Genomic DNA, 26,575 nt, shown 5'->3' with positions numbered 1-26,575 from the left:
GGCGCTCACCGGGCTACCGGGCCGTCCGGTGACAATGGGGGCATGGAGATTCTCTGGTTCCTGATCGCGCTGTGCATGCTCGCCGCGGTCGTCGGCCCGTTCGTGTTGCGCCGCCGAGGCGGTATCCGGCAGGTCGCGCCCGGTTCACCGGACGCCGCCGACCCGGACACCTACGGCTTCGCGCGCGAGGAGGACCTGGACGTCCGGCTGCCGGGCCCGGACCAGGATCTCCTCGATGTGCTCGACGTCGTGCAGCGCTCCCAGGACTGGCGGGCGGCTTCGCAGCTGCTGGCCGGCACGCCCAAGGAGGGCGAGGTCCGGTGGCAGCGGGTGCAGGCGTTCGCCGGTGCCGCCTCGCTGGAACTGGCGCAGCAGCCCGGTGTGGGCGGCGCGTGGCTGCGCACGTGGCGGGCCGAGGCGCCGAAGGACGCGGGCGGCGCGGCGGTGCACGCCGAGTTCCTGGTGCAGCAGGCATGGCGCTCGTCGACCGCGGGGACGGACGACTTCCGGATCATCCTGGAGGAGGCCCGCACGGTCTGCGGCGAGGCGGCGCTGCTGGCGCCCGGTGACCCGGTCCCGTACCTCGTCGAACTGGCCGTCGGCCGCGGACTCGGTTACTCCCACGAGGAGTTCGACCGGCTCTGGGCGAAGATCATCGACCGGGCCCCGTCGCACATGGGCGCCCATATCGCCGCGCTGCACTACTGGTGCGAGAAGTGGCACGGATCGCGCGAGGAGGCCGACCGCTTCGCCACCACGGCCGCCGCCCGCGCCCCGCAGGGCTCGCTGCTGGCCGCGCTGCCGCTGTTCGCGGTGTACGAGCATCTGCCCGAGGTCAATCTCGTGCAGGGTTTCTACCGGAGCGCGGTGGTGACCAAGGCGGTCGAGGGCGCCCTGTTCGCGGTGCACGCGGCCCGTCCGGACGATCCGATGCTCGCCCATGTCCGGCACCTGCTGGTCCTCTTCCTCGTCCGGATGGAGCGCTGGTCGGAGGCGATGGACCAGCTCGTCCACATCGACGGTCACGTGGGCGCACTGCCGTGGACCCAGAACCCCGACCCGGCCGCCGCGTACGCGGTCTACCGGGCGCTGGCGGTGGCCGGCTACGAGGCGAACGGCGGCAGCCCGGCGACGCTGCCCCGGTAGCCGCGCGCCCCGGCGCCCGGCACCCGTTTCCCGGGTGACGACCGGGGGCGGCGCGTCCTGCGCGGCCCCCGGTCGCCGGCTGCCCCCGATATCGCGTTGCCGCGTCCGTCCACCGGACGACATACTCCGATTCCCCACGCGCACCACGACCATCACCGTTGCCGCCAACCACCCTTTCCGTGGGGGGAATCCGTCCGATGACCCCGACTCTGCGCGCCGTCCGCGCCGTTGCCCTGCTCGCCGGTTTCCACCTGCTGGGCGTCCTCCTGCTCGCCGCCCTCTGCGTCGCCGACTGGGCCGTTTTCCGCTGGACGTGGCTTCCCGTCGCCGTGATGTTCCTCGCCCGCACCTCGGTGCCCGCGTTCTCGATCGTGCGCAGCATGTCCCTGCCGCGCACGCCGGAACACGAGGACGTACGCGGGCTGCGCGTCGACGACTCCCGGCAGCCCCGGCTCTGGGCCATGGTCCGCGACCTCGCGGACCGGACCGGCACCCGCGCACCCGACGACCTCGTGCTCACCGCCGAGGTGAACGCCTCGGCGGTCGAGCACACCCGGTACCTCGGCCTGGTCGCCGGGCGACGCCGACTCCTCGTCGGCGTACCGCTGTTGGCCGGAATGTCCGAGGCCCAGCTGCGTTTCGTCCTCGCGTACGAGATGAGCCGCTACGCCCATTCCGACACCCGCCTCGCTGCCGTCGTCACACTCGGCCGGGACCGAACCGCCCGCGCCGTCGCCCACTTCCGGGAACAGGCGGACAAGGCCGTCGCCAGGGAACGGGAACGCCAGGAGCGGAAGGCCGCGAGGGCACGCGCCAAGGGCAGGAAGCCCAGGAAGATCGACCCGGGCCACGCCGGCGCCTCGTACCGCTTGCTGGCGGCGCGGTACCAGAGGTACCAGCGTTTCTGCACACGCGTCACGATGTCCGACATCGGCCGCGCGAAGGCCGCGGCCGACGTCGCCGCCGCGCGGATCGCGGGCCGCGACGTGAGCGCGTGCGCGCTGCGCGAGTTCCAGATCCTCGGCCGCACGCACGAGGAGTACATGGACTCGTACGCCCTGCTCGGCGTGGAGGCCGGGCTGCTGCCCCTGCCCGGCCAGGTCCTCGGCGGCCTCCGGCATGTGCTGGCCGCGCGCAGGTACGAGCTGGACGAGATGCGCGACTCCCTGCCGCCCGGAGCGGGCACCTCTCGCACGCACGGGTTGTTCACGGAACGCATCGCCCGGATCGAGGCGCTGCCGGACGACGGGCGCGCGCCGGCGCCCGTGGCACCGGCCCTGGACCTGCTCGTCGACACCGAGCGCACGCTGGCCGCTGTCGAGGAGCAGGTGCTGGCGCCGGAGCTGCTGCGACTGCGCCGGGTCGACTGGCCGGATCTGCTGCACGAGTCGGCGGCGGCGCACGAGGAGACGACGGCGCGGTACATGGTCAGGGCGGTCGCCTCGGTGACCGGCGGCGACGGCTCGGTGGCCGAGGCGCTCGACGCCGTGGACGCGGGCGCACAGTGGCAGATCGCCGACCGTCTCCACGAGTCCGCCAAGGCCCGGCAGGCGACCGGTCGCGCGGCCCGCGAGTTCGCCAGGCACGCATTCCGCTTCGGGCTGCGGAAACTGGCCGAGGCCGAGTACGTACGGCAGGGACGTGCCCGCTGGCGGCTTCCCTGGACCGACGACGGGGCATCCCTGGAGCTGCCGCCGGGCCACGCGGAGCTGCTCCCGGCGGCGCTGGACGCGTCGGTGGCGGATGTCCCGGACACGCAGCCGCTGCGCGCCCTGCTCGACCCTGCCCTCCGCCCCCTTCCCCGCATTTTTGAACCGGAGCCCTCCACGACGGCACCCTGGCTGCTCCTGTCGGCCACCGCTCTGCGCCAGCACCTCCGGGCGAAGGCCCGGAAGAAGGTGCGCAGGACGCCGCCGTGGACCGCCCCCGAGCCGCACGACAAGAAGATCCCCGACAAGAAGCTCCTCGCCGAGGAGGTCCGCGACGAGGAGATCCGCACGGCCCTCCGTTCCGGCGACTGGCGGGCGGGTGCCGCCTTCCTCCGCAAGGCGGGCCGGAACCGGCAGGAGCGTTTTCGGCGCGCCGCCGTCCTCCAGGACGAGGCCGCGGCCGACGACGCCTGGCTGCTGGTCTGGCGCGCCGAACGCCCCGAGGACGCGGGCGCGGCCCTCGTGCACGCCGGCGCGTTGATCGGCGTCGCGGCGCAGGTGCACGGTACGCGTCCGACGCAGGACCCCACGTGGGAGCAGTCCTCCGTCTTCCGCCAGGTGATGGCCAGGGCCCGCGAGGCATGCCACGAGGCCCAGGCGCTGGCGGGCGACGACCCGTGTCCGTACGTCGCCGAGATCCCCTGCGCCCTCGCCCTCGGCTACGACCGGGCCGAGTGCCGTGCCCTGTGGGCGAAGATCGTCGCGCGCGGCGGGCCTCACCTCGCGGCCCACGACACGGCGCTCCGGTACTGGTGCCACCGCTGGGCCGGCTCGTACCGGCAGGCCGGGTACCTCGCACACGAGGCGGCGAGGCGGAGCAGCCCCGGCCGGCTGCTCTCGCTGCTCCCGCTGTACGCCGCGTTCAAGGAGGAACGGAGCAGTTCGGAAACGGACCCGGACGAGTACTACAAGAGCCCGGAACTGATCGCCGCGGCCGACGCCTGCCTGGCCGACGTGGCTGCCGCCGCCGCGGCCGACGACGGGGACCGGCGACTGGTCAGGGCCCGCCACATGCTCGCCTGGACGCTGTACTGGCAGGACCGGTACGAGGAAGCGATGGAGCAGTTCCGCCTGATCGACTGCCCCGTCGCCGACAACGTCCCGTCGCCGTACGCCCCGTGGTCGTACTACAGGTCTCCGAAGAGCTTCTTCACCACATGCCATGAGTACAGCGCCCTGAAGGTCGCAAAGGACGACTGACCGCGACCGACCGCCATGGACGCGTCGGGGCGGTGGGGGCGCCGGAATCTCCGGCGCCCCCACCGCGTTGTACGCACCGTAGAACCCAGCCCCCGGAGGAGCCCCCGCATGTTCCTGCACCGCCGTACCCCGCAGCTCCCCACCCCCGAGGAGGCCCTGAAGGGCCGCCCCACCCCCGAATTCACCGTCCCGTCCCGCCACACGGTCCTCGGCAACGCGCTGCTGGGCCCGTACCCGGAGGGTCTGGAGGTCGCGGACTTCGCGCTGGGCTGCTTCTGGGGTGCCGAGCGCAAGTTCTGGCAGACGGACGGCGTCTGGACGACACTCGTCGGCTACCAGGGCGGCTACACCGAGAACCCCGCGTACGAGGAGGTCTGCTCGGGCCTGACCGGCCACACGGAGGCGGTCCGGGTCGCCTTCGACCCGAAGACCGTCTCCTACGCGGAGCTGCTGAAGCTGTTCTGGGAGTCCCACGACCCGACGCAGGGCTTCCGCCAGGGCAATGACGTGGGCACGCAGTACCGCTCGGCTATCTACACCCACTCCCCCGAACAGGCGGCGGCGGTGACGGCCTCCCGCGAGGCGTACCAGAAGGTCCTCACGGGCTCCGGCTTCGGCGAGATCACCACGGAGATCCTCCCGGCCGAGGGCCGCACGTTCTGGCCCGCCGAGGCATATCACCAGCAGTACCTCGACAAGAACCCGGCGGGCTACTGCGGGATCGGCGGGACGGGCGTCTCCTGCCCGATCGGGGTGGCACCGGCCGAAGGGTGAGCTTCGGGCCTCTACGGCTCTTCACGACGACATGGCCCGACGCAGCGGGCGGTCCGGCGCCGTACTGCCCGTGCGCTGCCGGGCCGACCGACCATCGATGGCGCTCAGCCCATGCCGGCTGCGACAGCGACCACGAGGAGAACGCCCACGCCGCTGGCCCCCCGACGTCAACTCACCTCACTGCGTGGGCAGTCGGTAGGCTTCACACGTGATCATCAACGGTGCCTTCCGCTTCGCCGCCGCGACTTTGTTGATTCTGACGGCCACCGCAGGATGCGCCGAGTCCACGAGCCGCACGCCTGCCGGCGCGTCGGCGGCAGCCTCCACGCCTGCCTCAGGACCCGCAACCGCCGCGCCGAGCACACCGACCGTTGCGGAGCCGGCAACCACCGCGCGGGACGGAGCACGCCAATTCGCGCAGGCTCTGGCACGAGGCGACACGGCATTGGCCTGCGGGCTGGCCGATGCCCGACTGCGTTCCTATGCGAGCACCATCGGAGGGTCGTGCTCCGAGGCGCTCGCCGAGCTTGCAACAGATGACCGATACGTCTTCACCCAGACCGCCTGCGTGAACGCGCCGAACAGCTACAAGGCCGGTGGAGACCCCCAGGACACCCCGGATTCCGTCCGTGTCGACATCGATTGCGCCGAGGGATACACCTGGCTCCGCGTCGACCGGGTGGGTTCCATCTGGCGGGTCACGGAGTTCAACGCTCCCTGACAGTCGTCGGGCGCAGTGGCCCGATCCGCGGTCGTGGTCGCATCCGCGGTCCGCATGGAGCGTGACGGCGCCACGGCGCGGGCGGCCGACTCGGCGGCGCCCGGCGAGGTACTGCGGGATCGGCGGGACGGGCGTCTCCTGCCCGATCGGTGTCGCCGCCGCACCGACGACCGAGGACCAAGGACCGAGGACCGAGGACCGAGGACCGAGGACCGATGCGACAGTGCCCGGTCCGGTGATCCGGTCCGGGCACGCGCCCGGTGGTGTCAGTGGCGACTGCCATGCTTGCGTCATGTCTGAAGCGACCGCGCACGACTATCTCTGGTTCGGCCGGCACTTTCCCTTTCTGGCCGAGGCGTACTGCGTCACGCTGGTGCGCGGACCGGCTCCCGATGCCCTGCTGAAGCGGCTGGGCGCGACGGAGCTGCGCCGCGTAACCGGCGTGGACGATCTCACCGAGCCCGCGTACGAGGCCTGGGACACGCATGACGGAGACCGGTTGTTCGCCGGTGTGACCGGGGTCGGCGAGTGGGCCGTGATGATCGAACCCAATGGCTACCTCGGAATCAGCGACGAGTTCCTCGTTCCGCTCTCGCGCGGGACGACGGCCGTGTCGCACTTCCGCAACGTCAACGCCGTCGATCACTTCAACTGGTACGAGGACGGCGAGCGACGACTCCACTTCGAGCCGCTCTTCGCCCACTCACGTGACGGCAGCGATCCCGACGGTTCCTTGGACACCATGCGGGCGGCGGGCTTCGATCTGAGTGAGGACGACGAGCGGAGCTACGAGCTGCACACGGAAGCCGCCTTCGCACTCGCCGAGCGCCTGACGGGCGTACGGCTCACCCGCGAACTGCTCGACGCGTCCGAGTTCGTGTGCGGGGCCGTGCCTCTGCCCACGCCCTGACGACCGGCATCGAGCGTCACCCGGGCCGGGGCGCTGCCCGAACCCGGGTGGAACCGGATGAAGGCCGGCCACCGCCTGCGGCCGATCACCGCATTCCCTCGGCGATCGGGCACCGGACGAGGAGGGGTTCTCCACCGCTGACCGGGCCTGACGGAGACCTTTCGGCGCCGCGCGCTGTCGGCCGCCCGGCACCGCTCGGCCCGGCCGTGGAGGACGGCCGGGCCGAGTGGTCGTTCAAGGGGCCGACGGATCAGATGAGGCCCTGCGCGAGCATCGCGTCCGCCACCAGTTCGAAGCCGGCGATGTTGGCGCCGACCACGTAGTTGCCGGGGCTGCCGTAGCGCTCCGCCGTGGTGTAGCAGGAGTCGTGGATGTGGCGCATGATCTCCGCGAGGCGCTCCTCGGTGTGGGAGAACGTCCAGGAGTCGCGTGAGGCGTTCTGCTGCATCTCCAGGGCGCTGGTGGCGACGCCACCGGCGTTGGCCGCCTTGCCGGGGGCGAAGGCGACGCCCGCCTCCTGGAGGACGCGTACGGCCTCCGGCGTGGTGGGCATGTTGGCCCCCTCGGCGACGGCCTTCACACCGTTGCGCACGAGGGCCAGCGCGTCGGCCTCGTGGAGTTCGTTCTGGGTGGCGCAGGGCAGGGCCACGTCGCAGGGGACGTTCCAGACGCCGGTGCCGGCGACGTACCTGACGTGTTCGCCGCGCCGCTCCGCGTACTCGGAGATCCGGCCGCGGCCGGCCTCCTTGATCTCCTTGAGCAGGGCGAGGTCGATGCCCTTCTCGTCCACGACGTAGCCGTTGGAGTCGGAGCAGGTCACCACCGTCGCGCCGAGCTGCTGGGCCTTCTCGATCGCGTAGATCGCGACATTGCCCGAGCCCGAGACGGCGATGCGCTGCCCGTCGAGGGACTCGCCCCGGCTGCGGAGCATCTCGGCGGTGAAGAGGACGCAGCCGTACCCGGTCGCCTCGGTACGCGCCTGGGCGCCGCCCCAGCCCAGGCCCTTCCCGGTGAGGACTCCGGACTCGTAGCGGTTGGTGATCCGCTTGTACTGGCCGAACAGGTAGCCGATCTCCCGGCCGCCGACGCCGATGTCACCGGCGGGGACGTCGGTGTACTCCCCGAGGTGCCGGTGCAGCTCGGTCATGAACGACTGGCAGAACCGCATGATCTCGGCGTCGGAACGGCCCTTCGGGTCGAAGTCGGCGCCGCCCTTGCCGCCGCCGATGGGCATGCCGGTGAGGGCGTTCTTGAAGATCTGCTCGAAACCGAGGAACTTCACGATGCCGAGGTTGACCGAGGGGTGGAAGCGCAGTCCGCCCTTGTACGGACCGAGCGAGCTGCTGAACTCGACACGGAAGCCGCGGTTCACATGGATGTCGCCGGAGTCGTCGGACCACGGCACGCGGAAGATGAGCTGGCGCTCCGGCTCGCAGACGCGCTCGATGATCCGGGCGTCGACGAACTCGGGCCGCTGTGCGAGGACCGGGCCGAGGGTCTCCAGGACCTCTCGTACCGCCTGGTGGAATTCCTTCTCGCCCTGGTTCCGGCGGAGTATCTCCGCGTACAGCGGCTCGATGACGCGGCTCTCGGTGGCGTGCGAGGTCGCGGAGTCAGGGGTGACCGGCATCTGATCAAGACCTTCCGTGGGTCGGCAGTGCGCGCGAAGGTGCCCCCGTCCCGAGGGGCACCAGCGGTCCCCCTCCCCATTGAGGGCGTCGCCCGGTATCGCGCGCTCTGCGGCTCACGAAAGCGACGTACAGAACCGTTGTGGCATACCGATTGTCCCAGTGACCCGGAAAGATGCGCCACGGTATCCGCATAGTGGGCCCCCGGCCGTGTCCGAGTTCATGCGTCGGCCGGGCGGCGCAGCATCCACAGGCCCGCTCCGGACGCGAGGACGACCACGCCGGAGACCGCGCTCAGCGCGATCTGCAGGGCGCCGTCGCCCACGAGGAAGTTCAGGCAGACGTTCGCGGCGATCGCCGCGCAGAACACGATCCAGAGCAGTGCCTTCATGGTGATCCTCCGTGGTCGGGGTGGTGTCGCGTGATGGCTCCATCCTTCCGGCGCACGCCCGTCGCGACGAGGGACCCGCCTCCCGGAACCATGGTGTAGCCGGCTGCACCATGTGGTGCGGAGAACCGGAGCCCGCTGTCCGGACCGACCGCCGTGCCCGGCGACGCTCCCGGCCGCCTTCCGCGAGCGCGGACGGCCCGCACGCTCACCTCGGCGGCCGGCGCCGAGGGCGGGTGCCCGCGTGCCGGCTCAGCACTTTCCCTGCCGGGGAAATCCGTACGAGGAGTCGATCCGGTACTCGTCGGCCGCCCGCACCTTCAGCCGGGTCCACTCGCCCGCCCGCTCCACACAGCCGGTGTCGGCCCGGAGCCAGGGCGAGCAGGCGACGCGCAGGATCACCGATCCGGGCGCGCGGGTCCGTACGACGAGTCCGGCGCCGTCGCTGCGGACGACGGACGAGCCGGCGCCCGACACCACGGGCGTCGCGTCCCGTCTCGGCGGAGGGGTGCACGGGCGGTTCCGTTCCGTGGCTGAGCAGGCGGCGGCCGTGCATACGCCAAGGGCTGTCCCGTAGGGCCTCTCGTCCGGATCACGCCGGGCTCACGTGCCCCGGTCGCCGAACCGGCCTGATCCGGACGCCCCCGGATTCGGCGTGGCAGAAACTCGCCCGTGTGCGAGCAGGGGCGTGAGTGCGCATCCGAGGCACGCGGGAACGCACGATCGGACATGATGCCGTCATGACGACGCCACGGGGGCACAGACGTACCCCGAGCTGTTCCCGGCCGAGGACCGCACCGGCCGCCCGCCCACCGCTGGAACACGGGTACCCACGGCCTTCGGGACCCCACGACCGCCCGGTGCTGCCGCCCGTCCCCGGGCAGCGCGCCGCGCCGCGCGTCCCGCCGCGGGTGGGCGACATGCGCCGCTATCTCGCCGTCGGCCTCGACGGCTACCTCTGCCTGGTCACCGGCGGCTTACTCGCCCGGCCGTACGTGGTCACGGCCGACATCGCGGAGGCCGTCGGGCTGCTCCTCGGCCCGACGCTCGCGTTCTCGTTCCTCAATCACGTGGTCCTCACCGCGCTCGCCGGAGGCGGCGCGGGCAAGCTCATCATGGGGATACGGGTGATCAGACTGCCCGACGCCGGCCGCCCGGGGCCCGGCCGGCTGCTGCGGCGCTGGCTGTACGGACTGGGCCGGCTGCCGCTGCAACCGTGGTACGCGCTGCGCGCGTTCCTCACGAACTCCGGTCCCCTTCCGCTCAGCGCCCTCTGGAGCAGCGGGCACACCGATCCGACGGGACTGCGCCAGGTCCGCCGCAGCGACCTCACCGCCCACCGGAACGCCGCCGCCCACCACTGAAACCGAACCGGCCGGAACCCATGGCCGGTCAGGACCCCGACCTCACCGGCCCGGACCGGTCGGATCCCTCAAGTCCCCCCTCAGGCCGCCGCGTTCTCCGTGACGGTGACCTTGCCCTTGCGGATGGTCGCCAGCCGTGGCGCCCGCCGGGCGATGGCGCTGTCGTGCGTGACCATGATGAAGGTCAGTCCGTGCTCCTTCCACATGGTCTCCAGCACCTCCATGACCTCGTCGCGCATCGACTCGTCGAGGTTGCCGGTGGGTTCGTCGGCGAGCAGCACCTGCGGCCTCTTCACCAGCGCCCGGGCGATCGCCACCCGCTGCTGCTGGCCCCCGGACATCTCGCCGGGCAGATGGCCGAGCCGTTCACCGAGTCCGACGGAGTCCAGTGCCTCGGCGGCCCGCCTGCGTCGCTCGGACGCCTTGCCGCCCAGCGGTACGAGCGCGGTCTCGACGTTCTCCTGGGCGGTGAGCGTCGGGATGAGGTTGAAGCTCTGGAAGACGAAGCCGATGTTCTGCGCGCGCACCTTGGTGAGCTTGGCCTCGCCGAGCTTCGCGAGGTCCACACCGTCGAGTTCGACGCTGCCGCTCGTGGGGCGGTCCAGGCCACCGAGCATCTGCAGCAGCGTGGACTTGCCACCGCCGGTGGGGCCCTGGATGACCAGCCGGCCGCCGTCCTCGATGGTCAGGTCCACACCGGCGAGCGCGTGGACGGTGGCCTTGCCGCGCGTATAGCGCTTGGTGACGTCTCTGAGCGTGTACATGGGTCAACTCCTGCTGGAACAAAGGGGGGTGGGACGTCGGGTGGGCTATTCGACGCGGCGCAGGGCGTCGGCGGGGCGCAGCCGGGAGGCCCGCCAGCCGCCGAACGCACCGGCGATCAGCCCGCCCGCCACGGCCAGTGCGACGGCGATCAGGATGATGGAGAGCGAGACGGGCGCGGTCAGCGCGACGTCGAGCGTCCTGGCCGCGCCGGGGCCGCCCGGACCGCCCATGAACCGGCCGCCCGCCCCGCCGCCCATTCCGCCGCCCGAGGAGCCGAGCTGTGCGGTGAGGGTGGGGCTGATGGCGGTCACGACGTACGCTCCGGCGAGCCCGACGGCGATGCCGAGCACCCCGCCCAGCAGTCCGTTGACGAGGGCCTCGCCGACGACCTGGCGGGTGACCCGGCCGCTCTTCCAGCCGAGCGCCTTCAGGGTGCCGAACTCCCGTACCCGGCGGCTGACCGCCGAGGAGGTGAGCAGTCCGGACACCAGGAAGGCGGCGGCCAGAACCGCGATCGACAGCCACTTGCCGACGCCGGCGGCCAGGTCGGACGCGGTGGAGAGGGAGCCGGAGACGGTGTCGGCGAGATCGGCGGAGGTGGTGACGGTCGTGTCCGGGACGTTCTTCTGGATGGTGGACTTGACCTGGTCGATCTGCTGCGAGTCCGCGGCCTTCACATAGACCGTGGTGACCTTGTTCTTCGAGTCGGCGAGGGTCTGCGCCCGCTTCAGCGGGATGTAGAGGTTGGCGGCCGCGTCACCGCTGTCGGCGGTCGCGACCCCGACGATCGTGAACTCGGTCCCGTGGATGGTCACGGTCTTGCCGACGTCGAGCTTCTTCTCCTTGGCGTACGCGGAGTCGACGACGGCGACCTTCGCGTCGGTCTCGGACGTCTTGAACGTACGACCCTTGGTGATCTTCGAGGAGGTCAGCGGGCCGAGGGTCTGCTTCGTGACATCGGTGCCGTACACGGAGTAGGAGTTGACGTCGAAGGAGGCACCGCCGCCCCTGACCTCGCCCTGAGGCTGCGCGCCGCCGCCCTGCCCGCCGGGACCGCCCCGGTCGTCCTGGCCCCCCGTGCCGCCCTGCTGCTTGAACTCGCCACGCCTGAACTGGCCGTCGACCTTCATGACGTTCAGGCTGAGTCCGCCGACGGCGTCGGCGACACCGTTCTGTTTGCCGATCGCGTCGACGGTGGAGGAGGCCAGCGCCTGGAAGCCCTGCACCAGGACCCGGTCGCTGCTCTGTGTCGAGTCGTCGTCGTTGCCCTTGGCGTCGAACTCGAACTTCGGGCGTCCGCTGCCGGAGCCGGGAGCGACAGCGGCCTTGGTGACCGTCATGTCCGTACCGAGGCCGTACAGCGACTGCAGGACCTTGTCCTGGGCCTTGGTCATGCCGGAGGAGACCGAGCTGACGACGATGACCAGCGCGATGCCCAGGGCGAGTCCCGAGGCGACGACCAGCGCCGCCTTTCTGCGGCGGCGCAGTTCGCGCCGGAGGTAGGTGAAGAACATGGCGCGAAGCTACGGACCGGTCGTGATGGTGGGTTAAGGCCACGATGAGAGCCGGATGAGAACACCTGCGTACGCCGAAGGCGGCGGCGCCGCGGATCCGAGTGGATCCGGGTGCCGCCGCCTTCGTACGGGATTCGGGACTGCGGGAGGGGTGGTGCGTGCGGGTCAGGCCTGGGAGCCCGCCGTCCACTCCGCCCAGCTCATGTTCCAGCCGTTGAGACCGTTGTCCGGGGTGATGTTCCGGTCCGGGGAGTTCTTGACGACGACCACGTCGCCGACGAGGGAGTTGTCGTAGAACCACGCGGCGGGCTGGCTGGCGTCGTTCGCGCCCTTCACGTCGGCGAGACCGACACAGCCGTGGCTGGTGTTGGCGCTGCCGAAGATCGACCGCGCGCCCCAGTAGTTGCCGTGGATGAAGGTGCCCGAGGTGGAGAGCCGCATGGCGTGCGGCACGTCCTTGATGTCGTACTCGCCCTTGCCGTCGCCGTCGGTGAAGCCGACCGTCGCGCCGTTCATCCGGGTCTCCTTGAACTTCTCGGAGATCACCATCTGCCCGTTGTACGTGGGGTTGGCGGAGGAGCCGGAAGAGATCGGGATGGTCTTGATCGTCTTGCCGTCGCGGGTGACGGTCATCATCTTCGTGTTGGCGTCGACCGTCGAGACCTGGTTGCGGCCGACCTTGAAGGTGACGGTCTTCTGCTGCACACCGAAGACGCCGTCCGCGCCCTCGACGCCGTCCAGCGCCAGCTTCAGCGTGACGGTGGAACCGCCCTGCCAGTAGTTCTCCGGGCGCAGGTCGAGACGCTGTGCGTTGAACCAGTGTCCGACGACCTGCTGGCCGCTGCTGGACGTCACGGTGATCCCGGCCTGGACGGCCTTCTTGTCCGTGATCGGCTTGTTGAAGTTGATCGAGACCGGCATGCCGACGCCGACCGTGGAGCCGTCCTCGGGGGTGAAGTTGCCTATGAAGCTGTTGGCGGGCGACACGGTGGTGAACGAGGAGTTCTCGTGCGCCTCGCGGCCCTTGGAGTCCTTGGCCGTCGCGCTGATCTTGTACGTGGTCGAGCGCTCCAGCTGGACGTCCGGCTTCCAGCTCTTGCCGTCGGCGGCGAGCGTGCCCTTGACGGCCGCACCGGCCGACGTGGTCATGGCGACCTGGGACAGCGTGCCCTTGGCGACAGTGACCTTCGCGTCGTTGTTGATGCTCGCGTTGGTCGCGCCGTTCTTCGGCGAGATGGCTATCTGCGCCTCGGACGCGTCCTGGGCCGCCGCCTTGTCGACCTCGGAGGCCTGCGAATTCTTCGAGCCCTCGGAGCTGCCGCTCGCGTCACCGTCGTTGCAGGCCGTGAGCACCAGAACGCCGCCGAGCAGTGCGGACGCGGCCATCAGGCCCCTGCGCCGCTTGCTTCCCGTCATCACACGCTTCTCCATCGTTGCCGAATCCCCAAAAACCCCGAGCGGACCCGCCGTCGCCCGGCGAAACCCGTCAATGTTCCTAGAACCCATGGAAGGGGTCCTTCGTTCCACATCCAAGAGAGATGTGGGGAACAACACTCACCGACGCATCCGCGGCGGTGGTGGTTCCCGCTTCCGATCACGTATGTGCGAGACCGGTGCGCACGACGGCCCCGGCCCACGGAGAGCGGGCCGGGGCAGGTGCTTCACACCTGCCGGACCCGTGGCTCCGTACCGCCGCTCACGCCGTTGTGCCCGCCGTCGTCCTCACCCATTGTGCGGGACGCCGTCGTCCACCTCGTCGACGTCGTCCATCCCGTAGTCCTCCTCGCCGATCTCCTCGTCCTCGTCGAGGTCCCAGCCGTCGGGGGCGTCCGGGTCGTAGTCGACGGTCTCGCTGCTCCAGGACGCCTGGGCGAGTTCGACTCCCGGCACCTCGCTGACCAGGTCGAACGGATCGACGAGGGAGGCGAGGGCCTCCGCGCCGTCCTCCCGTACGGCCTCCTCGGCCCGTACCCGCTCCTCGGCGGCCTCCCCGCCGGGCTCCCCGTACTCGGCGGCGATGGACTCCAGCGCGGTGCCGCTGAGGGCGTCGGGGTCCGTGATCTCCAACACCATTTCGACGCGAAGCCGAACAAATTGCGATGTCCCAGAAGTGCTCATGTGCCGGAGCGTAGGCTCCCCGCCCCCGCGACTTTCCCGCGACCCGCTGCTTTCACTAGCATCGGTGCACAGGCCTAACTCACGGCTGTGACAAGGGGGATCTATTCCGTGGCCGCTGCTCGCCGCCCGCTCCTGACCGCCACCGCCGCGGGCACGTTGCTGGCCGCCCTGTGGTTCGTCCCGTCCGCCAACGCGACGGACGAATCGGCCGGCGCCCCGGGCGCCCGGAGCCGACCGGCGACCGCCGCCGAGGACACCGCCACGGGCCCGAGGCTCGCCGACACCGGCACCGGGGTCGACACCACCCCGTATCTGATCGGCGGCACGGCGTTCCTGGGCATCGGCGCGGCGTTCGTCGCCTGCTCGGTGCGCCGCGCCGATTCCTCGGTGCGGCGCGCCGACGCCCTGTCCGCCTGAACGGGCCAGGGTTCTTCCAGGCCCTTCCGCCAGGCCGACGGTGCTCTTCTAGGCCAGCGGTCCGGTCACCGGCTCGACCGCCGCGACCAGCTTTCCGGTACGGACGAACGCGTCCGCCGCGGCCAGGTCCGGCGACAGGAAGCGGTCCGGCCCCGGCCCCTGGACACCCGCCGCACGCAACGCCTCGACGACCGCCTGCGAGGCCGGGGCGGGCGTGAGGCCCTGTGCGGCGCGCAGTTCGATGGCACGGGTCGCCGCGTACAGCTCCACGGCGACGATCCGGGCGAGGTTGTCGACGGCGGTACGGAGCTTGCGCGCCGCCGACCAGCCCATGGAGACGTGGTCCTCCTGCATCGCGGAGGACGGGATCGAATCGGCCGAGGCGGGGACGGCGAGCCGCTTCATCTCACTGACCAGGGCGGCCTGGGTGTACTGGGCGATCATCAGACCCGAGTCCACCCCGGCGTCGTCGGCGAGGAACGGCGGCAGCCCGTGCGAACGGTTCTTGTCCAGCAGCCGGTCGGTACGGCGCTCGGTGATCGAACCGAGGTCGGCCGCGACGATCGCCAGGAAGTCGAGGACGTAAGCGACGGGGGCGCCGTGGAAGTTGCCGTTGGACTCGACCCGGCCGTCGGGGAGTACGACGGGGTTGTCCACGGCGGAGGCCAGTTCGCGGTCGGCGACGGTCGCGGCGTGGTCGAGGGTGTCGCGTCCGGCGCCGTTGACCTGAGGTGCGCAGCGCACGGAGTAGGCGTCCTGGACGCGGGGGGCGTCGTCCTGATGGTGGCCCGTGAGGCCGGAACCGGCGAGCACCCGCAGCATGTTGTCGGCGCTGGCGCCCTGGCCCGGGTGCGGGCGGATGGCGTGCAGTTCGGGGGCGAGGACCTTGTCCGTGCCGAGCAGCGCCTCCAGGGAGAGGGCGGCGGTGATGTCGGCCGAGGTGTAGAGGTTCTTCAGGTCGGCGAGGGCCATGACGAGCATGCCCAGCATGCCGTCGGTGCCGTTGAGGAGGGCGAGGCCCTCCTTCTCGCGCAGCTCGACCGGGGTGATGCCATGGGCGGCGAGCAGTTCGCCGGCGGGGCGCACGGTGCCGTCGGGCCCCTCCGCGTCGCCCTCGCCCATCAGCGTCAGCGCGCAGTGGGAGAGCGGGGCCAGGTCGCCGGAACAGCCGAGCGAGCCGTACTCGTGGACGACGGGGGTGATGCCCGCGTTGAGGACGTCGGCCATGGTCTGCGCGACCTCGGGGCGCACCCCGGTGTGCCCCGAGGCGACCGTCTTCAGCCGCAGGAACATCAGGGCGCGGACGACCTCGCGCTCGACCCGCGGACCCATGCCCGCGGCGTGCGAACGGACGATGTTGCGCTGGAGCTGTGCCCGGAGGTCCCGACCGATGTGCCGGCTGGCCAGCGCCCCGAAGCCGGTGGAGACGCCGTAGACCGGCTCGGGCTTGGCGGCGAGCGCGTCCACGATCTCGCGGGCGGCGGCGAGCGCGCCCACGGCGTCCGCGGAGAGCTCGACGCGGGCGTTGCCGCGGGCCACGGCGATGACGTCCTGGGCGGTGGTACCGGACGTCCCCACCACGACTGTATGCATATCCATATTCAGAAGCGTACGGATTGAATCCCTTCATGTCACTAGTGGTCGCGCGGTTGACCCCTTACCCGTCCGGTCACACGGTCAGGGGCGACTGCCACGCAGGTGGCGGCGGTCGTGCGGGGACCTGGGCGGCGCGTCGGCCAGCCGCAGCACCTCCCCGTCGCGCCCCGCCACCACCGGCTCCGTGGAGCGGGCCGCCTTCGCCCGGTACTGGGCCGCGTCCGCCAGCCGGAAGAGCCGTCGCGCCGACACCTCGGGGCCGATCGGATCACCGGTCGACGCGATCCCGCACGCCACCCCGTCACCGAGCTCCAACTCGGCCGCCCGTTCGCAGAGTTCGGTGGCCACCCGGATCACCTCGTCCGCTTCGGGGCCCACCGCGAGCAGACAGAACTCATCGCCGCCGAGCCGGGCCGCGAGCGCACCGGGCAGCATGGCGCCGCACCGGGACAGCACCGAGCCGAAACGTTCCAGCAGGCGGTCCCCGACGGCATGGCCATGGGTGTCGTTGACCCGCTTGAGACCATTGAGGTCGCAGACGACCAGACTGACCACCGCCCCGTCCGCCCGGTGCCGCTCCACCGCCTCGTCGAGGCGCACATCGACGGCACGGCGATTGGCCAGCCCGGTCAGCGGATCGGTGAAGGCGAGCCTGCGGACCTCTTCGAGCCGTTCGGTCTGGGAGATCCCGGCGGCGACGACCGCGGCCAGCACGGTCGCGAAGTCCGCGTCCTCCCGGCCGAACACCGGCTGCCCCACCGGGCGGGCCACGTACAGCTCACCCCAGGCCCGCCCGTGCAGCACGATCGGCGCGACCACGCAGCAGCCGCGCCCGCGCCGCCGCAGGGCCGCCACCCGCTGCCGGCGGTATCCGCGCCCGTACCCCCGCACCCCCACGCACGGTGCCCCGCCCACCGGACCGTCGGCGGTCTCGACCCAGGCGTCCGGCTCACCGCCACCGGCCCACCGTTCGTGCAGGAACTCGGTGATCTCCGGGAACTCGTGCACCGGATACGTCTCCTCCTCGGGGAACTCCTCCTCCCCCTCGGCCCGTTCGCCCGCGTTCACCAGAACGCGCAGCCGCCCGCGCCCCCGCTCCCAGACGGAGAGCGCGGCGAAGCTGCCGCCCAACGCCTCGCACGCCCCCAGCGCAGCCGCTCGCCACGACGCCCGCGGGGTGTGTGCCGCCGCCATCGTCTGCGCGAGCGAAACCACGGCCCGCAGCCGCACATCATCACCCATCGCTACAGCTTATGTAGTTTTGTGGTGATTTGATCAGTTTGCGACCTCGCTCATGCTCGCTGCGTGTCTCTTTGAACGCTCAACGTCACTCGCCGGGCCAGTTCGGCTTCCTCTTCTCGTTGAACGCGGCCACTCCCTCGGCCCGGTCGCCGGAGAAGGCCACCGACCGCCAGGCGGCGTCCTCGACTTCGAGACCGGCCCGCAGATCCAGGCCGTGCCCCAGGCGCAGCGCGCGCTTGGCGGCCCGCAGCCCCACCGGGGAGTTGGCGGCGATCCGCCCCGCGAGCGCCAGCGCGGCCTCCCGGTCCCGTCCCGCCTCCACCAGTTCGTCGACCAGTCCCGTCTCACGCGCCTCGGCCGCCTCCACCCGCCGCGCGGTGAAGACCAGCTCGGCGGCGCGTGCCGCGCCGATCCGCCGCGGCAGCAACTGCGTGCCGCCGCCGCCCGGGATGACACCGACCGACACCTCGGGCAGCCCCACCACGGCCGTGCGGTCGGCGACGATCAGGTCGCAGGACAGGGCCAGCTCGAATCCGCCGCCGAGCGCGAAGCCGTGCACGGCAGCGACGGTCGGCATCGGCAGTTCCAGTACGCCGGTGTACGCGGCGCGGGCCGTCGGGCGCTGACGCAGCAACTCGGCGTCGGTGAAGGAGTTGCGCTCCTTCAGGTCCGCACCCACGCAGAAGGCCCGTTCGTGGCTGGAGGTGAGGACGGTGACCCGTACGCCCGGGTCGGCGGCGAGCGCGGCGCAGGCCGCACCGATCGAGCGGGCCATGTCCGTGGACACCGCGTTCATCGCTCCCGGCCGGTCGAGGACCAGCTCGGCGACGTGCTCCTGCCCCTCGTGGACCCGTACGACGACGAATTCCCCGAACCGCTGCTCGGACGTGACGGTCATGACTGGCACCCCTCCGGTTAACGATCGTTACCGGAGGGATCCTATGGGGCTCCCCGCACAGTGGTCCGGGCGCGTTCGGGCCCGGTGCCTCTCGTGCGGATCACGCCGGGCTCGCGTGCCCCGGCCCCGCACCCCGCCGCGTCGTCGCGCGCCCGCCGGGGATCACGGGACAGCCCTCAGGACGTGCCCCGGCGTGCCAGCAGCCAGGGCTCCACCACGCCGAGGCCGCGCACCGGGCGCTGCCACATCGGCTGCAGCCCGTAGCGGTACTTGGGCAGGGACGGCTCCATGCCGTCCTGGCGCTCCTTCTCGGCCGCGGCGGCCTCCTCCGCCGCCTGCGCCTCGGAGGCCGGCGCGTCGCCGGTACGGGTCAGCTCCTCCGCGAACGCCCCGTCCACCAGCACGGCGTCCTTCGGGGCTATCGAGGTCAGCCGGCTCGCGAGGTTCACCGTCGTACCGAAGACATCGCCCATTCGGGTGGTGACCGTGCCGAACGCGATGCCCACCCGCAGCGCCGGCATGGTCTCGTCCTGGGTCATCGCCTCGATCAGACGCAGCGCGATCTCGGCCGCGGTGCCCGCGTCGTCGGCGGCGAAGAGGACCTCGTCGCCGAGGGTCTTGATGAGCCGACCGCCATGGGCGGCGACCAGGTCGGCCGAGGTGGTCTCGAACGCCTCGACCAGCTCGCCGAGCTCCTCCTCCTCCAGCCGCCGGGTCAGCCGGGTGAATCCGACGAGGTCGGCGAAGCCGACGGCCAGGCGCCGGTCGACCATCTCCTCGTCGTCGGCGGCCTGCACGACCCGGCCGGTGGCGGCGGCGAGCTGGCGCCGCCACACGTACACCAGGAACTCCTCCAGCTCCGGGAGGAGCAGCTCCACCAGCGGGTACGTGACCTCGGTGCGGGTCATTCCGGGCTCGGGCGGTTCGGTCAGCCCCTCCAGGAAGGAATCGATCTGCCATTCCGCCAGCCGGGCGGTGGTCTGCCCGGTGGACCGGGCCACCTGGATGGCCATCGGCTCGCTGAGCAGCCCCGCCTCGACGAGTCCCGCGAGCCGGCGCAGCGCCAGCACATCGGCCTCGGTGAGCGCCCTGGCCTGCCCGATGTCGGCGAAGCCCATGGCCCGCCAGAACCGGGAGGCCAGATCCATCGAGACACCGGCGGTACGGGCGGCCTGGAACGGCGTGTAGCGACGGTCGGCGCCCAGGATCAGCTGTTCCAGCCGGATCGCGAGGGGATCGTCGGTCGGTTCCGCCGTGTGGTCGACTTCGTGATGCGGTGTCGGGTGGACCGAGCGTTCCGGGGGCTCCGCGCCCGCACCGGAGGTCGTGTCGTCGACGGTCACCAGCCGCCTCCTGCCCGTTCCCTGCGCACTGCCCTGCCGATCTGTCGGTGGATCGCCTCAACGATACGGCAGGTGTGCCGTGGCTCACGTCCCCATGGCCTCCGGGAATGTTCCCGGACGGGCCGGTGGGCGTGGGCGGTTTCCGCCGGTGGGGGCATTCCGGGAGGGCGAGGACGCATGCCCGGGTACGGGTCGGGGCGGGCCGGGGCGGTCGTCGTGCCACCGCCTCAGACCAGGCCGCCGCCGACGCCCCGCAGGTGCACGATGTCGCCCGCCGACACGGGCTCCTGGAGACCGTCGTCGGTGGACAGGATCAGGCGGCCGTCGCCGTCGACCGCCACGGCCTCGCCGGTGAGCGTGCGGTCGCCGGGCAGTTGGGCCCGTACCCTGCGACCGAGGGTCGCGCAGCCCGCCGCGTACGCCTCCTGCAGTCCGCTCGCCGCCGCGTCGCCCTCCGCCGCGCGCCACTCGCCGTACCAGTGCTCCAGGGAGCGCAGTACGCCCCGCAGCAGCGTCTCCCGGTCGGTGGAGACCGCTCCGGCCAGGGCCAGCGAGCCCGCCGTGGCGGCGGGGAGTTCGTCGGCGCGCAGGGACACGTTGAGGCCCATGCCGACGACGACGCCGTTCCCGGCGCGCTCGGCCAGGATGCCGCCCGCCTTGCGCTCCTCGCCCGCCACTGTCACGAGAAGGTCGTTGGGCCACTTCAGGGCCGTGTCGACGCCCGCCGCGCGGGCCAGGCCCGTCGCCGTCGCGACGCCGGTGAGCAACGGCAGCCAGCCCCACCGCCGGACGGGGACGTCGTCGGGCGTCAGGAAGACGGAGAGGAACAGGCCCGAACGGGCCGGGGCCGTCCAGGTGCGGTCGAGGCGCCCGCGCCCCGCGGTCTGCTCCTCGGCGACCAGCACGGCGCCTTCGGCGAGGCCCGACGCCGCACGCGCGGCGAGGTCGGAGTTGGTGGACCCGGTGGTCTCCACGACGTCGAGCGAGGTCCACAGGCCGCCCGGCCGCACCAGCCCGCGGCGCAGCGCGGGGACGTTGAGGGGCGGCCGGTCCAGGTCCGACCAGCGGCTGTGAGGCGCATCCGAAGGTGTCATGCAAGCCAGACTAGGTGTGGTAAACGACGCACTGCCGAACCGTATCCGCGCCGATACCCTACGGATCAGTAGGTGTTCAGTACCTGATCAGCAGCACAGTCGTCCCCGTGACCAGGCAGGGAGCCGCCACCCGATGTCCGAGCCGGAAGAGATCGACATCCACACCACCGCGGGCAAGATCGCGGACCTGCAGCACCGAATCGACGAAGCGACGCACGCGGGCTCCGCGCGCGCGGTCGAGAAGCAGCACGCGAAGGGCAAACTGACCGCCCGCGAGCGGATCGACCTCCTGCTGGACGAGGGTTCCTTCGTGGAGCTCGACGAGTTCGCCCGGCACCGCTCCACCAACTTCGGCATCGAGAAGAACCGCCCGTACGGGGACGGTGTCGTCACCGGCTACGGCACGGTCGACGGCCGCCCCGTCTGCGTGTACTCGCAGGACTTCACCATCTTCGGCGGCTCGCTGGGCGAGGTCTACGGTGAGAAGATCGTCAAGGTGATGGACTTCGCGCTGAAGACCGGCTGCCCGATCATCGGCATCAACGACGGCGGCGGCGCACGTATCCAGGAAGGCGTGGCGGCACTCGGCCTGTTCGCCGAGATCTTCCGCCGCAATGTGCACGCCTCGGGCGTCGTCCCGCAGATCTCGCTGATCGTCGGCCCCTGCGCGGGCGGCGCGGTCTACTCCCCCGCGATCACCGACTTCACCGTCATGGTCGACCAGACCTCGCACATGTTCATCACCGGCCCCGACGTCATCAAGACCGTCACCGGCGAGGACGTCGGTTTCGAGGAACTCGGCGGCGCCCGCACCCACAACACCACCTCCGGGGTGGCGCATCACATGGCGGGCGACGAGAAGGACGCCATCGAGTACGTCAAGTCCCTGCTGTCGTACCTCCCTTCGAACAACCTCTCCGAGGCACCGGCCTTCCCGGAGGAGGCGGACCTCGCCACGACCGACGAGGACCGCGAGCTCGACACCCTCATCCCGGACTCGGCGAACCAGCCGTACGACATGCACTCCGCCATCGAGCACGTGCTGGACGACGGCGAGTTCCTGGAGACCCAGGCCCTGTTCGCCCCGAACATCCTCACCGGCTTCGGGCGCGTCGAGGGCTATCCGGTCGGCATCGTCGCCAACCAGCCGATGCAGTTCGCCGGCTGCCTGGACATCAACGCGAGCGAGAAGGCGGCACGCTTCGTCCGCACCTGCGACGCCTTCAACGTGCCCGTCCTGACCTTCGTCGACGTCCCCGGCTTCCTGCCCGGCGTCGACCAGGAGTACGGCGGCATCATCCGCCGCGGCGCCAAGCTGATCTACGCGTACGCGGAGGCGACCGTCCCGCTGATCACGGTGATCACCCGCAAGGCGTTCGGCGGCGCGTACGACGTCATGGGCTCCAAGCACCTGGGCGCCGACATCAACCTCGCCTGGCCGACCGCGCAGATCGCCGTGATGGGCGCGCAGGGAGCGGTGAACATCCTGCACCGCCGCACCATCGCCGCCGTCACGGACCCCGTCGAGGCAGAGGCCACCCGTGCCCGGTTGATCGCCGACTACGAGGACACGCTGCTCAACCCGTACGTGGCGGCCGAACGCGGCTACGTCGACGCGGTGATCATGCCGTCCACGACCCGCGCCCACATCGTCAAGGCGCTGCGCCAGCTGCGCACCAAGCGGGAGTCGCTGCCCCCGAAGAAGCACGGCAACATCCCCCTCTAGAAAGGGTCCTGACCATGATCAAGGTCGTACGGGGCAACCCGACCCCGGAGGAGCTGGCCGCCGCGCTCGCGGTGGTCCGGGCGCGCGCCGCGGCGCCGCTGTCCGAGGTGTCGCCCGGCGCCGCGGCGGTGCCCGGTCAGTGGTCCGACCCGGGGCGCATCGCCCGGCGCGCACGCCATCTGCCGGGGCCGCGGGCCTGGGCGCGGACGTACTGGCCCGGATGACCGCGGAACGGTGACCCGGTCCCCGCTCCGCGCACACCGGGCCGTCACCCGTCCGCACGTGTTTTCGGAGGTCCGGGCCCTTTCGGGTCCGGACCTCGGTGCGTACGGACGCGATCTGGCCCGTACGTACCAGGGCGCCTGAGTATCCGTACTCAGGCGCGCCGTCCGGCCCCGCAGCAGGATCGGTCCATGCTGTGGTCCGACCCGGAGAACAAGCCGCCGAAGGAACTGCGCGACGCCCAGGACATGATGCGGCGCGCGGGGCTGGTGCTTGCGCTCGCGATGGTGGTCGCGATGTTCGTGCTCGGGACACGCTGAGGGGCTTCTACGATGGCGCGTATGACTGATCAGCGCCGTCTCGTGCTCGCCTCCGCCTCCCCCGCCCGTCTCGGCCTTCTGCGGCAGGCCGGATTCGCACCCGAGGTGATCGTCAGCGGGGTGGACGAGGACGCGCTGAGCGCCGCGACACCGGCCGAGCTGGCGCTCGTGCTCGCCGAGGCCAAGGCCGCCGCGGTGGCCGGCCGGCCCGAGGCGGCGGGCGCCCTGGTCATCGGGTGCGACTCGGTGCTCGAACTCGACGGCGAGGCGCTCGGCAAGCCGGCTGACGGCGAGGAGGCCATCGCCCGCTGGAAGTCGATGCGCGGCCGGGCCGGAGTGCTGCGGACCGGCCACAGCGTGATCGACACCGCGAGCGGACGTACGGCCTCGGCGACCGCGTCCACGACCGTCCGCTTCGGCGAACCGACGGACGCCGAGATCGCTGCCTACGTGGCCACCGGCGAGCCGCTGCACGTCGCGGGCGCCTTCACGCTGGACGGCCGCTCGGCGCCGTTCGTCGACTCCATCGAGGGCGACCACGGCAATGTCATCGGGCTCTCGCTTCCGCTGCTGCGCCGGCTGCTGGGCGAGCTGGGGATCTCCGTCACCGAGCTGTGGGTCCGCGGCTGAGCCGGAGCGGCCGCTTCGCCGGCCCGTCCGGTTCGGCCGTTCGGGTCGGACCGGAGCCTCGGGGGACCTGACGGTCCGGTTCGGCCGTTCGGGTCAGACGGGAGCCGGAGCGTTCGGCTCGGCGTCCTCGTCCTCGGCGGGCCGGCCGCTCCCGGACCCGGGGCCGTACGCCACAAGCGCCAGCACGATCAGCCCGAGCACCACCATCAGGCACGCGAACGCGGCCCAGCCGACCAGTCCCACCGTCAGCGCGCCCAGCACCCCGTGCACCACGGCGCAGGTGATGAGGGCGATGCGGCCGATGCGGCCGGGAGCCCGGTCACGGATGCCGGCCAGCAGGAGGACCAGCCCGCACAGCAGCAGGTACAGCCCGAAGACACCGCCCATCGCCCAGGTGCCGTTGACCATGGCGGAGGGTTCCAGCCCCGCCAGCGACATGTCCTGGTTGTCGACGACCGTCGCCAGGATGCCGTTGACGACCACGATGCCCACGGCCTCCACGAACAGCACGATCGCCGTCACGAACGCCACCGGTCTGCGCACCACGGTGCTCACCCCCTGTTACCTGCAGTACGTGCGATAGCGAGGACCCTACTAATGGGTAACGCCCGGGACAAGGGCCCGGGCGCCCATCGGTTCCGCCCCGCGCTCCTGACGCGCACCCGTACACCGCCCCCGCACCCTCCTTGTCGCGCCCCTCGTGCGTCGAGCAAAGAATCGTTCGCCCATTAGTGGGGACTCGACAAAGAAACGCCGGGCGGGGCTGCTTGCACGAACAGAGACCTGGACCACACCTCGTGGCTACTGTGCGGTCATGAATCCGGGCGTACCGTGGTGCCACAAGGGATTTCGCGACTTGAGCAAGCCTCGAATCACACTCCGTGTGGGCAAGCTCACCAATGGGGACGGGTCGTAGGGCCGTGTCGGTAGTCCCTAAACTCAGCTTGTTTCAAGGAGGGAGCCATCGTGCGCAAGGTGCTCATCGCCAACCGTGGCGAAATTGCTGTCCGTGTTGCTCGGGCATGCCGGGATGCCGGGATCGGGAGCGTGGCCGTCTACGCCGACCCGGACCGCGACGCTCTGCATGTACGCGCGGCCGACGAGGCATTCGCCCTGGGCGGTGACACCCCGGCCGCCAGCTATCTGGACATGACCAAGGTGCTCCAGGCCGCCAAGGACTCCGGGGCGGACGCGATCCACCCGGGCTACGGCTTCCTGTCGGAGAACGCCGAGTTCGCCCAGGCCGTGCTGGACGCGGGTCTGACCTGGATCGGCCCGCCGCCGCAGGCGATCCGGGACCTCGGCGACAAGGTCGCCGCCCGGCACATCGCACAGCGTGCCGGCGCCCCGCTGGTGGCCGGCACGCCCGACCCGGTCGAGGGCTCCGCCGAGGTCGTGGCGTTCGCGAAGGAGCACGGGCTGCCCATCGCGATCAAGGCCGCCTTCGGTGGTGGCGGTCGCGGGCTGAAGGTGGCGCGCACGCTGGAGGAGATCCCGGAGCTGTACGACTCCGCGGTCCGTGAGGCCGTGGCGGCGTTCGGCCGCGGCGAGTGCTTCGTGGAGCGCTACCTCGACAAGCCGCGCCACGTGGAGACGCAGTGCCTGGCCGACACCCACGGCAACGTCGTCGTCGTCTCCACCCGTGACTGCTCGCTCCAGCGCCGCCACCAGAAGCTGGTCGAGGAGGCCCCCGCCCCGTTCCTCTCGGAGGCACAGAACGCGGAGCTGTACGCGGCGTCGAAGGCCATCCTCAAGGAGGCCGGATACGTCGGTGCGGGCACCGTGGAGTTCCTCGTCGGCACGGACGGCACCATCTCGTTCCTGGAGGTCAACACCCGGCTCCAGGTCGAGCACCCGGTCACCGAGGAGGTCAGCGGCCTCGACCTCGTCCGCGAGATGTTCCGCATCGCCGACGGCGAGGAGCTCGGCTACGACGACCCGGCCGTGCGCGGGCACTCCTTCGAGTTCCGGATCAACGGCGAGGACCCGGGCCGCGGCTTCCTGCCCGCCCCGGGCACCGTCACCGTCTTCTCCCCGCCGACCGGCCCCGGTGTCCGCCTCGACGCGGGCGTGGAGTCCGGTTCCGTCATCGGGCCCGCCTGGGACTCGCTCCTGGCGAAGCTCGTCGTGACCGGCGCGACCCGTGAGCAGGCGCTGCAGCGGGCGGCGCGTGCGCTGGCCGAGTTCCATGTCGAGGGCATGGCCACCGCCATTCCGTTCCACCGCGCCGTCGTCGCCGACCCGGCGTTCACCAGTGACCCGTTCCGGGTCCACACCCGGTGGATCGAGACCGAGTTCGTCAACGACATCAAGCCGTTCACCGCCGCCGCCGACGTGGAGGCGGAGGAGGAAACCGGCCGCGAGACCGTCGTCGTCGAGGTCGGCGGCAAGCGTCTTGAGGTCTCGCTGCCCTCCTCGCTGGGGATGAGCCTGGCCCGTACCGGACTCGCGGCGGGCGCCAAGCCCAAGCGCCGGGCGGCGAAGAAGTCCGGCTCCGCGGTCTCCGGCGACACGCTGGCGTCCCCGATGCAGGGCACCATCGTCAAGGTCGCCGTCGAGGAGGGCCAGGAGGTCCAGGAGGGCGATCTGGTCGTCGTCCTGGAGGCCATGAAGATGGAGCAGCCGCTCAACGCGCACCGCTCCGGCACCGTCAAGGGACTCGCCGCCGAGGTCGGCAGCTCGATCTCGTCCGGCGCCGTGATCTGCGAGATCAAGGACTGAGCGACGCGGCCGGCCCGTCGTCGCACCGGGGCCCCGGGGGGGGGGGGGGGGGCCCCCCCGGGCCCCCCCCGGCGGCCGCGGCCGGGGGGGGGGCCCCCCCCGCGGGGGGGGGCGGGGGGGGCCCCCCGC

At 71.5% G+C, this 26,575-nt stretch carries 25 protein-coding genes; 12 read left to right on the top strand and 13 right to left on the bottom strand.

The genetic code is table 11. The annotated features are described in order from the left end of the window. Window positions 1-42 precede the first annotated feature (42 nt). The 5 genes from ACIRP2_RS10370 to ACIRP2_RS10350 all read left to right on the top strand — a co-directional run bounded on the left by ACIRP2_RS10370 (window position 43) and on the right by ACIRP2_RS10350 (window position 6,460). Window positions 43-1,146, top strand: a complete 1,104-nt coding sequence (locus tag ACIRP2_RS10370; RefSeq protein WP_404248443.1) for a hypothetical protein — start codon at window positions 43-45, stop codon at window positions 1,144-1,146. Window positions 1,147-1,343: 197 nt separating this feature from the next. After that, window positions 1,344-4,055 (top strand): M48 family metallopeptidase, encoded by a 2,712-nt coding sequence (locus ACIRP2_RS10365; RefSeq protein ID WP_404248441.1) that lies wholly within the window; start codon window positions 1,344-1,346, stop codon window positions 4,053-4,055. A 108-nt stretch (window positions 4,056-4,163) separates the two neighbouring features. Then, the gene (msrA, locus tag ACIRP2_RS10360) at window positions 4,164-4,829 is read left to right on the top strand and encodes a peptide-methionine (S)-S-oxide reductase MsrA (protein WP_404248439.1); all 666 of its coding nucleotides are present in this window, start codon (window positions 4,164-4,166) and stop codon (window positions 4,827-4,829) included. 208 nt (window positions 4,830-5,037) lie between these two features. Further along, window positions 5,038-5,550 carry a hypothetical protein gene (locus ACIRP2_RS10355; RefSeq protein WP_404248437.1) on the top strand — a complete coding sequence of 171 codons (513 nt, stop codon included), beginning with the start codon at window positions 5,038-5,040 and terminating at the stop codon, window positions 5,548-5,550. A 292-nt stretch (window positions 5,551-5,842) separates the two neighbouring features. Then, window positions 5,843-6,460, top strand: coding sequence for a DUF6461 domain-containing protein (locus ACIRP2_RS10350; RefSeq protein ID WP_404248435.1), 618 nt, complete (start codon window positions 5,843-5,845; stop codon window positions 6,458-6,460). A gap of 250 nt (window positions 6,461-6,710) precedes the next feature. On the opposite strand, the gene gdhA is transcribed toward ACIRP2_RS10350, so the two are convergent. The 3 genes from gdhA to ACIRP2_RS10335 all read right to left on the bottom strand — a co-directional run bounded on the left by gdhA (window position 6,711) and on the right by ACIRP2_RS10335 (window position 8,956). Beyond that, window positions 6,711-8,090: an NADP-specific glutamate dehydrogenase gene (gene gdhA, locus ACIRP2_RS10345; protein ID WP_404248433.1), complete on the bottom strand. Its 1,380-nt coding sequence runs from the start codon at window positions 8,088-8,090 to the stop codon at window positions 6,711-6,713. A gap of 218 nt (window positions 8,091-8,308) precedes the next feature. Then, the gene (locus tag ACIRP2_RS10340) at window positions 8,309-8,479 is read right to left on the bottom strand and encodes a hypothetical protein (RefSeq protein ID WP_404248431.1); all 171 of its coding nucleotides are present in this window, start codon (window positions 8,477-8,479) and stop codon (window positions 8,309-8,311) included. 249 nt (window positions 8,480-8,728) lie between these two features. After that, complete coding sequence (locus ACIRP2_RS10335; RefSeq protein WP_404248429.1) at window positions 8,729-8,956, bottom strand: hypothetical protein; 228 nt, start codon at window positions 8,954-8,956, stop codon at window positions 8,729-8,731. Between the two features lie 380 nt (window positions 8,957-9,336). Here ACIRP2_RS10335 and ACIRP2_RS10330 point away from each other — a divergent pair, with 380 nt between their 5' ends. Next, on the top strand, window positions 9,337-9,840 hold the full coding sequence (locus ACIRP2_RS10330) for an RDD family protein (RefSeq protein ID WP_404248427.1): 504 nt from the start codon (window positions 9,337-9,339) through the stop codon (window positions 9,838-9,840). Window positions 9,841-9,920: 80 nt separating this feature from the next. On the opposite strand, the gene ACIRP2_RS10325 is transcribed toward ACIRP2_RS10330, so the two are convergent. The 4 genes from ACIRP2_RS10325 to ACIRP2_RS10310 form a co-directional block, all read right to left on the bottom strand. Next, the gene (locus tag ACIRP2_RS10325) at window positions 9,921-10,604 is read right to left on the bottom strand and encodes an ABC transporter ATP-binding protein (RefSeq protein WP_404248425.1); all 684 of its coding nucleotides are present in this window, start codon (window positions 10,602-10,604) and stop codon (window positions 9,921-9,923) included. Between the two features lie 45 nt (window positions 10,605-10,649). Further along, a complete protein-coding gene (locus tag ACIRP2_RS10320; protein ID WP_404248423.1) occupies window positions 10,650-12,119 on the bottom strand; it encodes an ABC transporter permease in 1,470 nt (489 codons plus the stop codon). Between the two features lie 165 nt (window positions 12,120-12,284). Further along, window positions 12,285-13,550 carry an Ig-like domain-containing protein gene (locus ACIRP2_RS10315; protein WP_404248421.1) on the bottom strand — a complete coding sequence of 422 codons (1,266 nt, stop codon included), beginning with the start codon at window positions 13,548-13,550 and terminating at the stop codon, window positions 12,285-12,287. Window positions 13,551-13,841: 291 nt separating this feature from the next. Further along, complete coding sequence (locus ACIRP2_RS10310; protein WP_404248419.1) at window positions 13,842-14,237, bottom strand: hypothetical protein; 396 nt, start codon at window positions 14,235-14,237, stop codon at window positions 13,842-13,844. Window positions 14,238-14,345: 108 nt separating this feature from the next. Between ACIRP2_RS10310 and ACIRP2_RS10305 the strand changes: the two genes are divergently transcribed. After that, a complete protein-coding gene (locus ACIRP2_RS10305; protein ID WP_404248417.1) occupies window positions 14,346-14,654 on the top strand; it encodes a hypothetical protein in 309 nt (102 codons plus the stop codon). 48 nt (window positions 14,655-14,702) lie between these two features. Here the strand turns inward: ACIRP2_RS10305 and hutH are convergent, their stop codons facing one another. The 5 genes from hutH to ACIRP2_RS10280 all read right to left on the bottom strand — a co-directional run bounded on the left by hutH (window position 14,703) and on the right by ACIRP2_RS10280 (window position 20,827). Next, complete coding sequence (gene hutH, locus ACIRP2_RS10300) at window positions 14,703-16,253, bottom strand: histidine ammonia-lyase (protein WP_404248415.1); 1,551 nt, start codon at window positions 16,251-16,253, stop codon at window positions 14,703-14,705. 78 nt (window positions 16,254-16,331) lie between these two features. Beyond that, a complete protein-coding gene (locus ACIRP2_RS10295) occupies window positions 16,332-17,492 on the bottom strand; it encodes a diguanylate cyclase domain-containing protein (protein ID WP_404248413.1) in 1,161 nt (386 codons plus the stop codon). Window positions 17,493-17,577: 85 nt separating this feature from the next. After that, window positions 17,578-18,390 carry an enoyl-CoA hydratase/isomerase family protein gene (locus ACIRP2_RS10290; protein WP_404248411.1) on the bottom strand — a complete coding sequence of 271 codons (813 nt, stop codon included), beginning with the start codon at window positions 18,388-18,390 and terminating at the stop codon, window positions 17,578-17,580. 176 nt (window positions 18,391-18,566) lie between these two features. Further along, entirely contained in the window at window positions 18,567-19,733 is a 1,167-nt protein-coding gene (locus ACIRP2_RS10285) for an adenylate/guanylate cyclase domain-containing protein (RefSeq protein WP_404248409.1), read from the bottom strand. Between the two features lie 227 nt (window positions 19,734-19,960). Beyond that, a complete protein-coding gene (locus ACIRP2_RS10280; RefSeq protein WP_404248407.1) occupies window positions 19,961-20,827 on the bottom strand; it encodes a biotin--[acetyl-CoA-carboxylase] ligase in 867 nt (288 codons plus the stop codon). A 133-nt stretch (window positions 20,828-20,960) separates the two neighbouring features. On the opposite strand from ACIRP2_RS10280, the gene ACIRP2_RS10275 reads away from it, so the two are divergent. The 4 genes from ACIRP2_RS10275 (at window position 20,961) to ACIRP2_RS10260 (ending at window position 23,725) form a co-directional block, all read left to right on the top strand. Further along, window positions 20,961-22,553, top strand: coding sequence for an acyl-CoA carboxylase subunit beta (locus ACIRP2_RS10275; protein WP_404248405.1), 1,593 nt, complete (start codon window positions 20,961-20,963; stop codon window positions 22,551-22,553). Between the two features lie 14 nt (window positions 22,554-22,567). Next, the gene (locus ACIRP2_RS10270; protein WP_404248403.1) at window positions 22,568-22,777 is read left to right on the top strand and encodes an acyl-CoA carboxylase epsilon subunit; all 210 of its coding nucleotides are present in this window, start codon (window positions 22,568-22,570) and stop codon (window positions 22,775-22,777) included. A 189-nt stretch (window positions 22,778-22,966) separates the two neighbouring features. Continuing rightward, complete coding sequence (gene mmpB / locus ACIRP2_RS10265; RefSeq protein WP_093900106.1) at window positions 22,967-23,095, top strand: morphogenic membrane protein MmpB; 129 nt, start codon at window positions 22,967-22,969, stop codon at window positions 23,093-23,095. 12 nt (window positions 23,096-23,107) lie between these two features. Then, the gene (locus tag ACIRP2_RS10260) at window positions 23,108-23,725 is read left to right on the top strand and encodes a Maf family protein (protein ID WP_404248401.1); all 618 of its coding nucleotides are present in this window, start codon (window positions 23,108-23,110) and stop codon (window positions 23,723-23,725) included. 93 nt (window positions 23,726-23,818) lie between these two features. Here ACIRP2_RS10260 and ACIRP2_RS10255 read toward each other — a convergent pair whose 3' ends face one another. Continuing rightward, window positions 23,819-24,280, bottom strand: a complete 462-nt coding sequence (locus tag ACIRP2_RS10255) for a hypothetical protein (RefSeq protein WP_404248399.1) — start codon at window positions 24,278-24,280, stop codon at window positions 23,819-23,821. A 411-nt stretch (window positions 24,281-24,691) separates the two neighbouring features. On the opposite strand from ACIRP2_RS10255, the gene ACIRP2_RS10250 reads away from it, so the two are divergent. Continuing rightward, window positions 24,692-26,446: an acetyl/propionyl/methylcrotonyl-CoA carboxylase subunit alpha gene (locus tag ACIRP2_RS10250; RefSeq protein WP_404248397.1), complete on the top strand. Its 1,755-nt coding sequence runs from the start codon at window positions 24,692-24,694 to the stop codon at window positions 26,444-26,446. The last annotated feature ends 129 nt before the right edge of the window (window positions 26,447-26,575 follow it).

It is taken from the genome of Streptomyces sp. NPDC101194 (genome assembly GCF_044767885.1).
GTDB lineage: Bacteria > Actinomycetota > Actinomycetes > Streptomycetales > Streptomycetaceae > Streptomyces.
The sequence above is the reverse complement of the archived record's forward strand: the minus strand, read 5'-3'. Positions and strand labels throughout refer to the sequence as shown.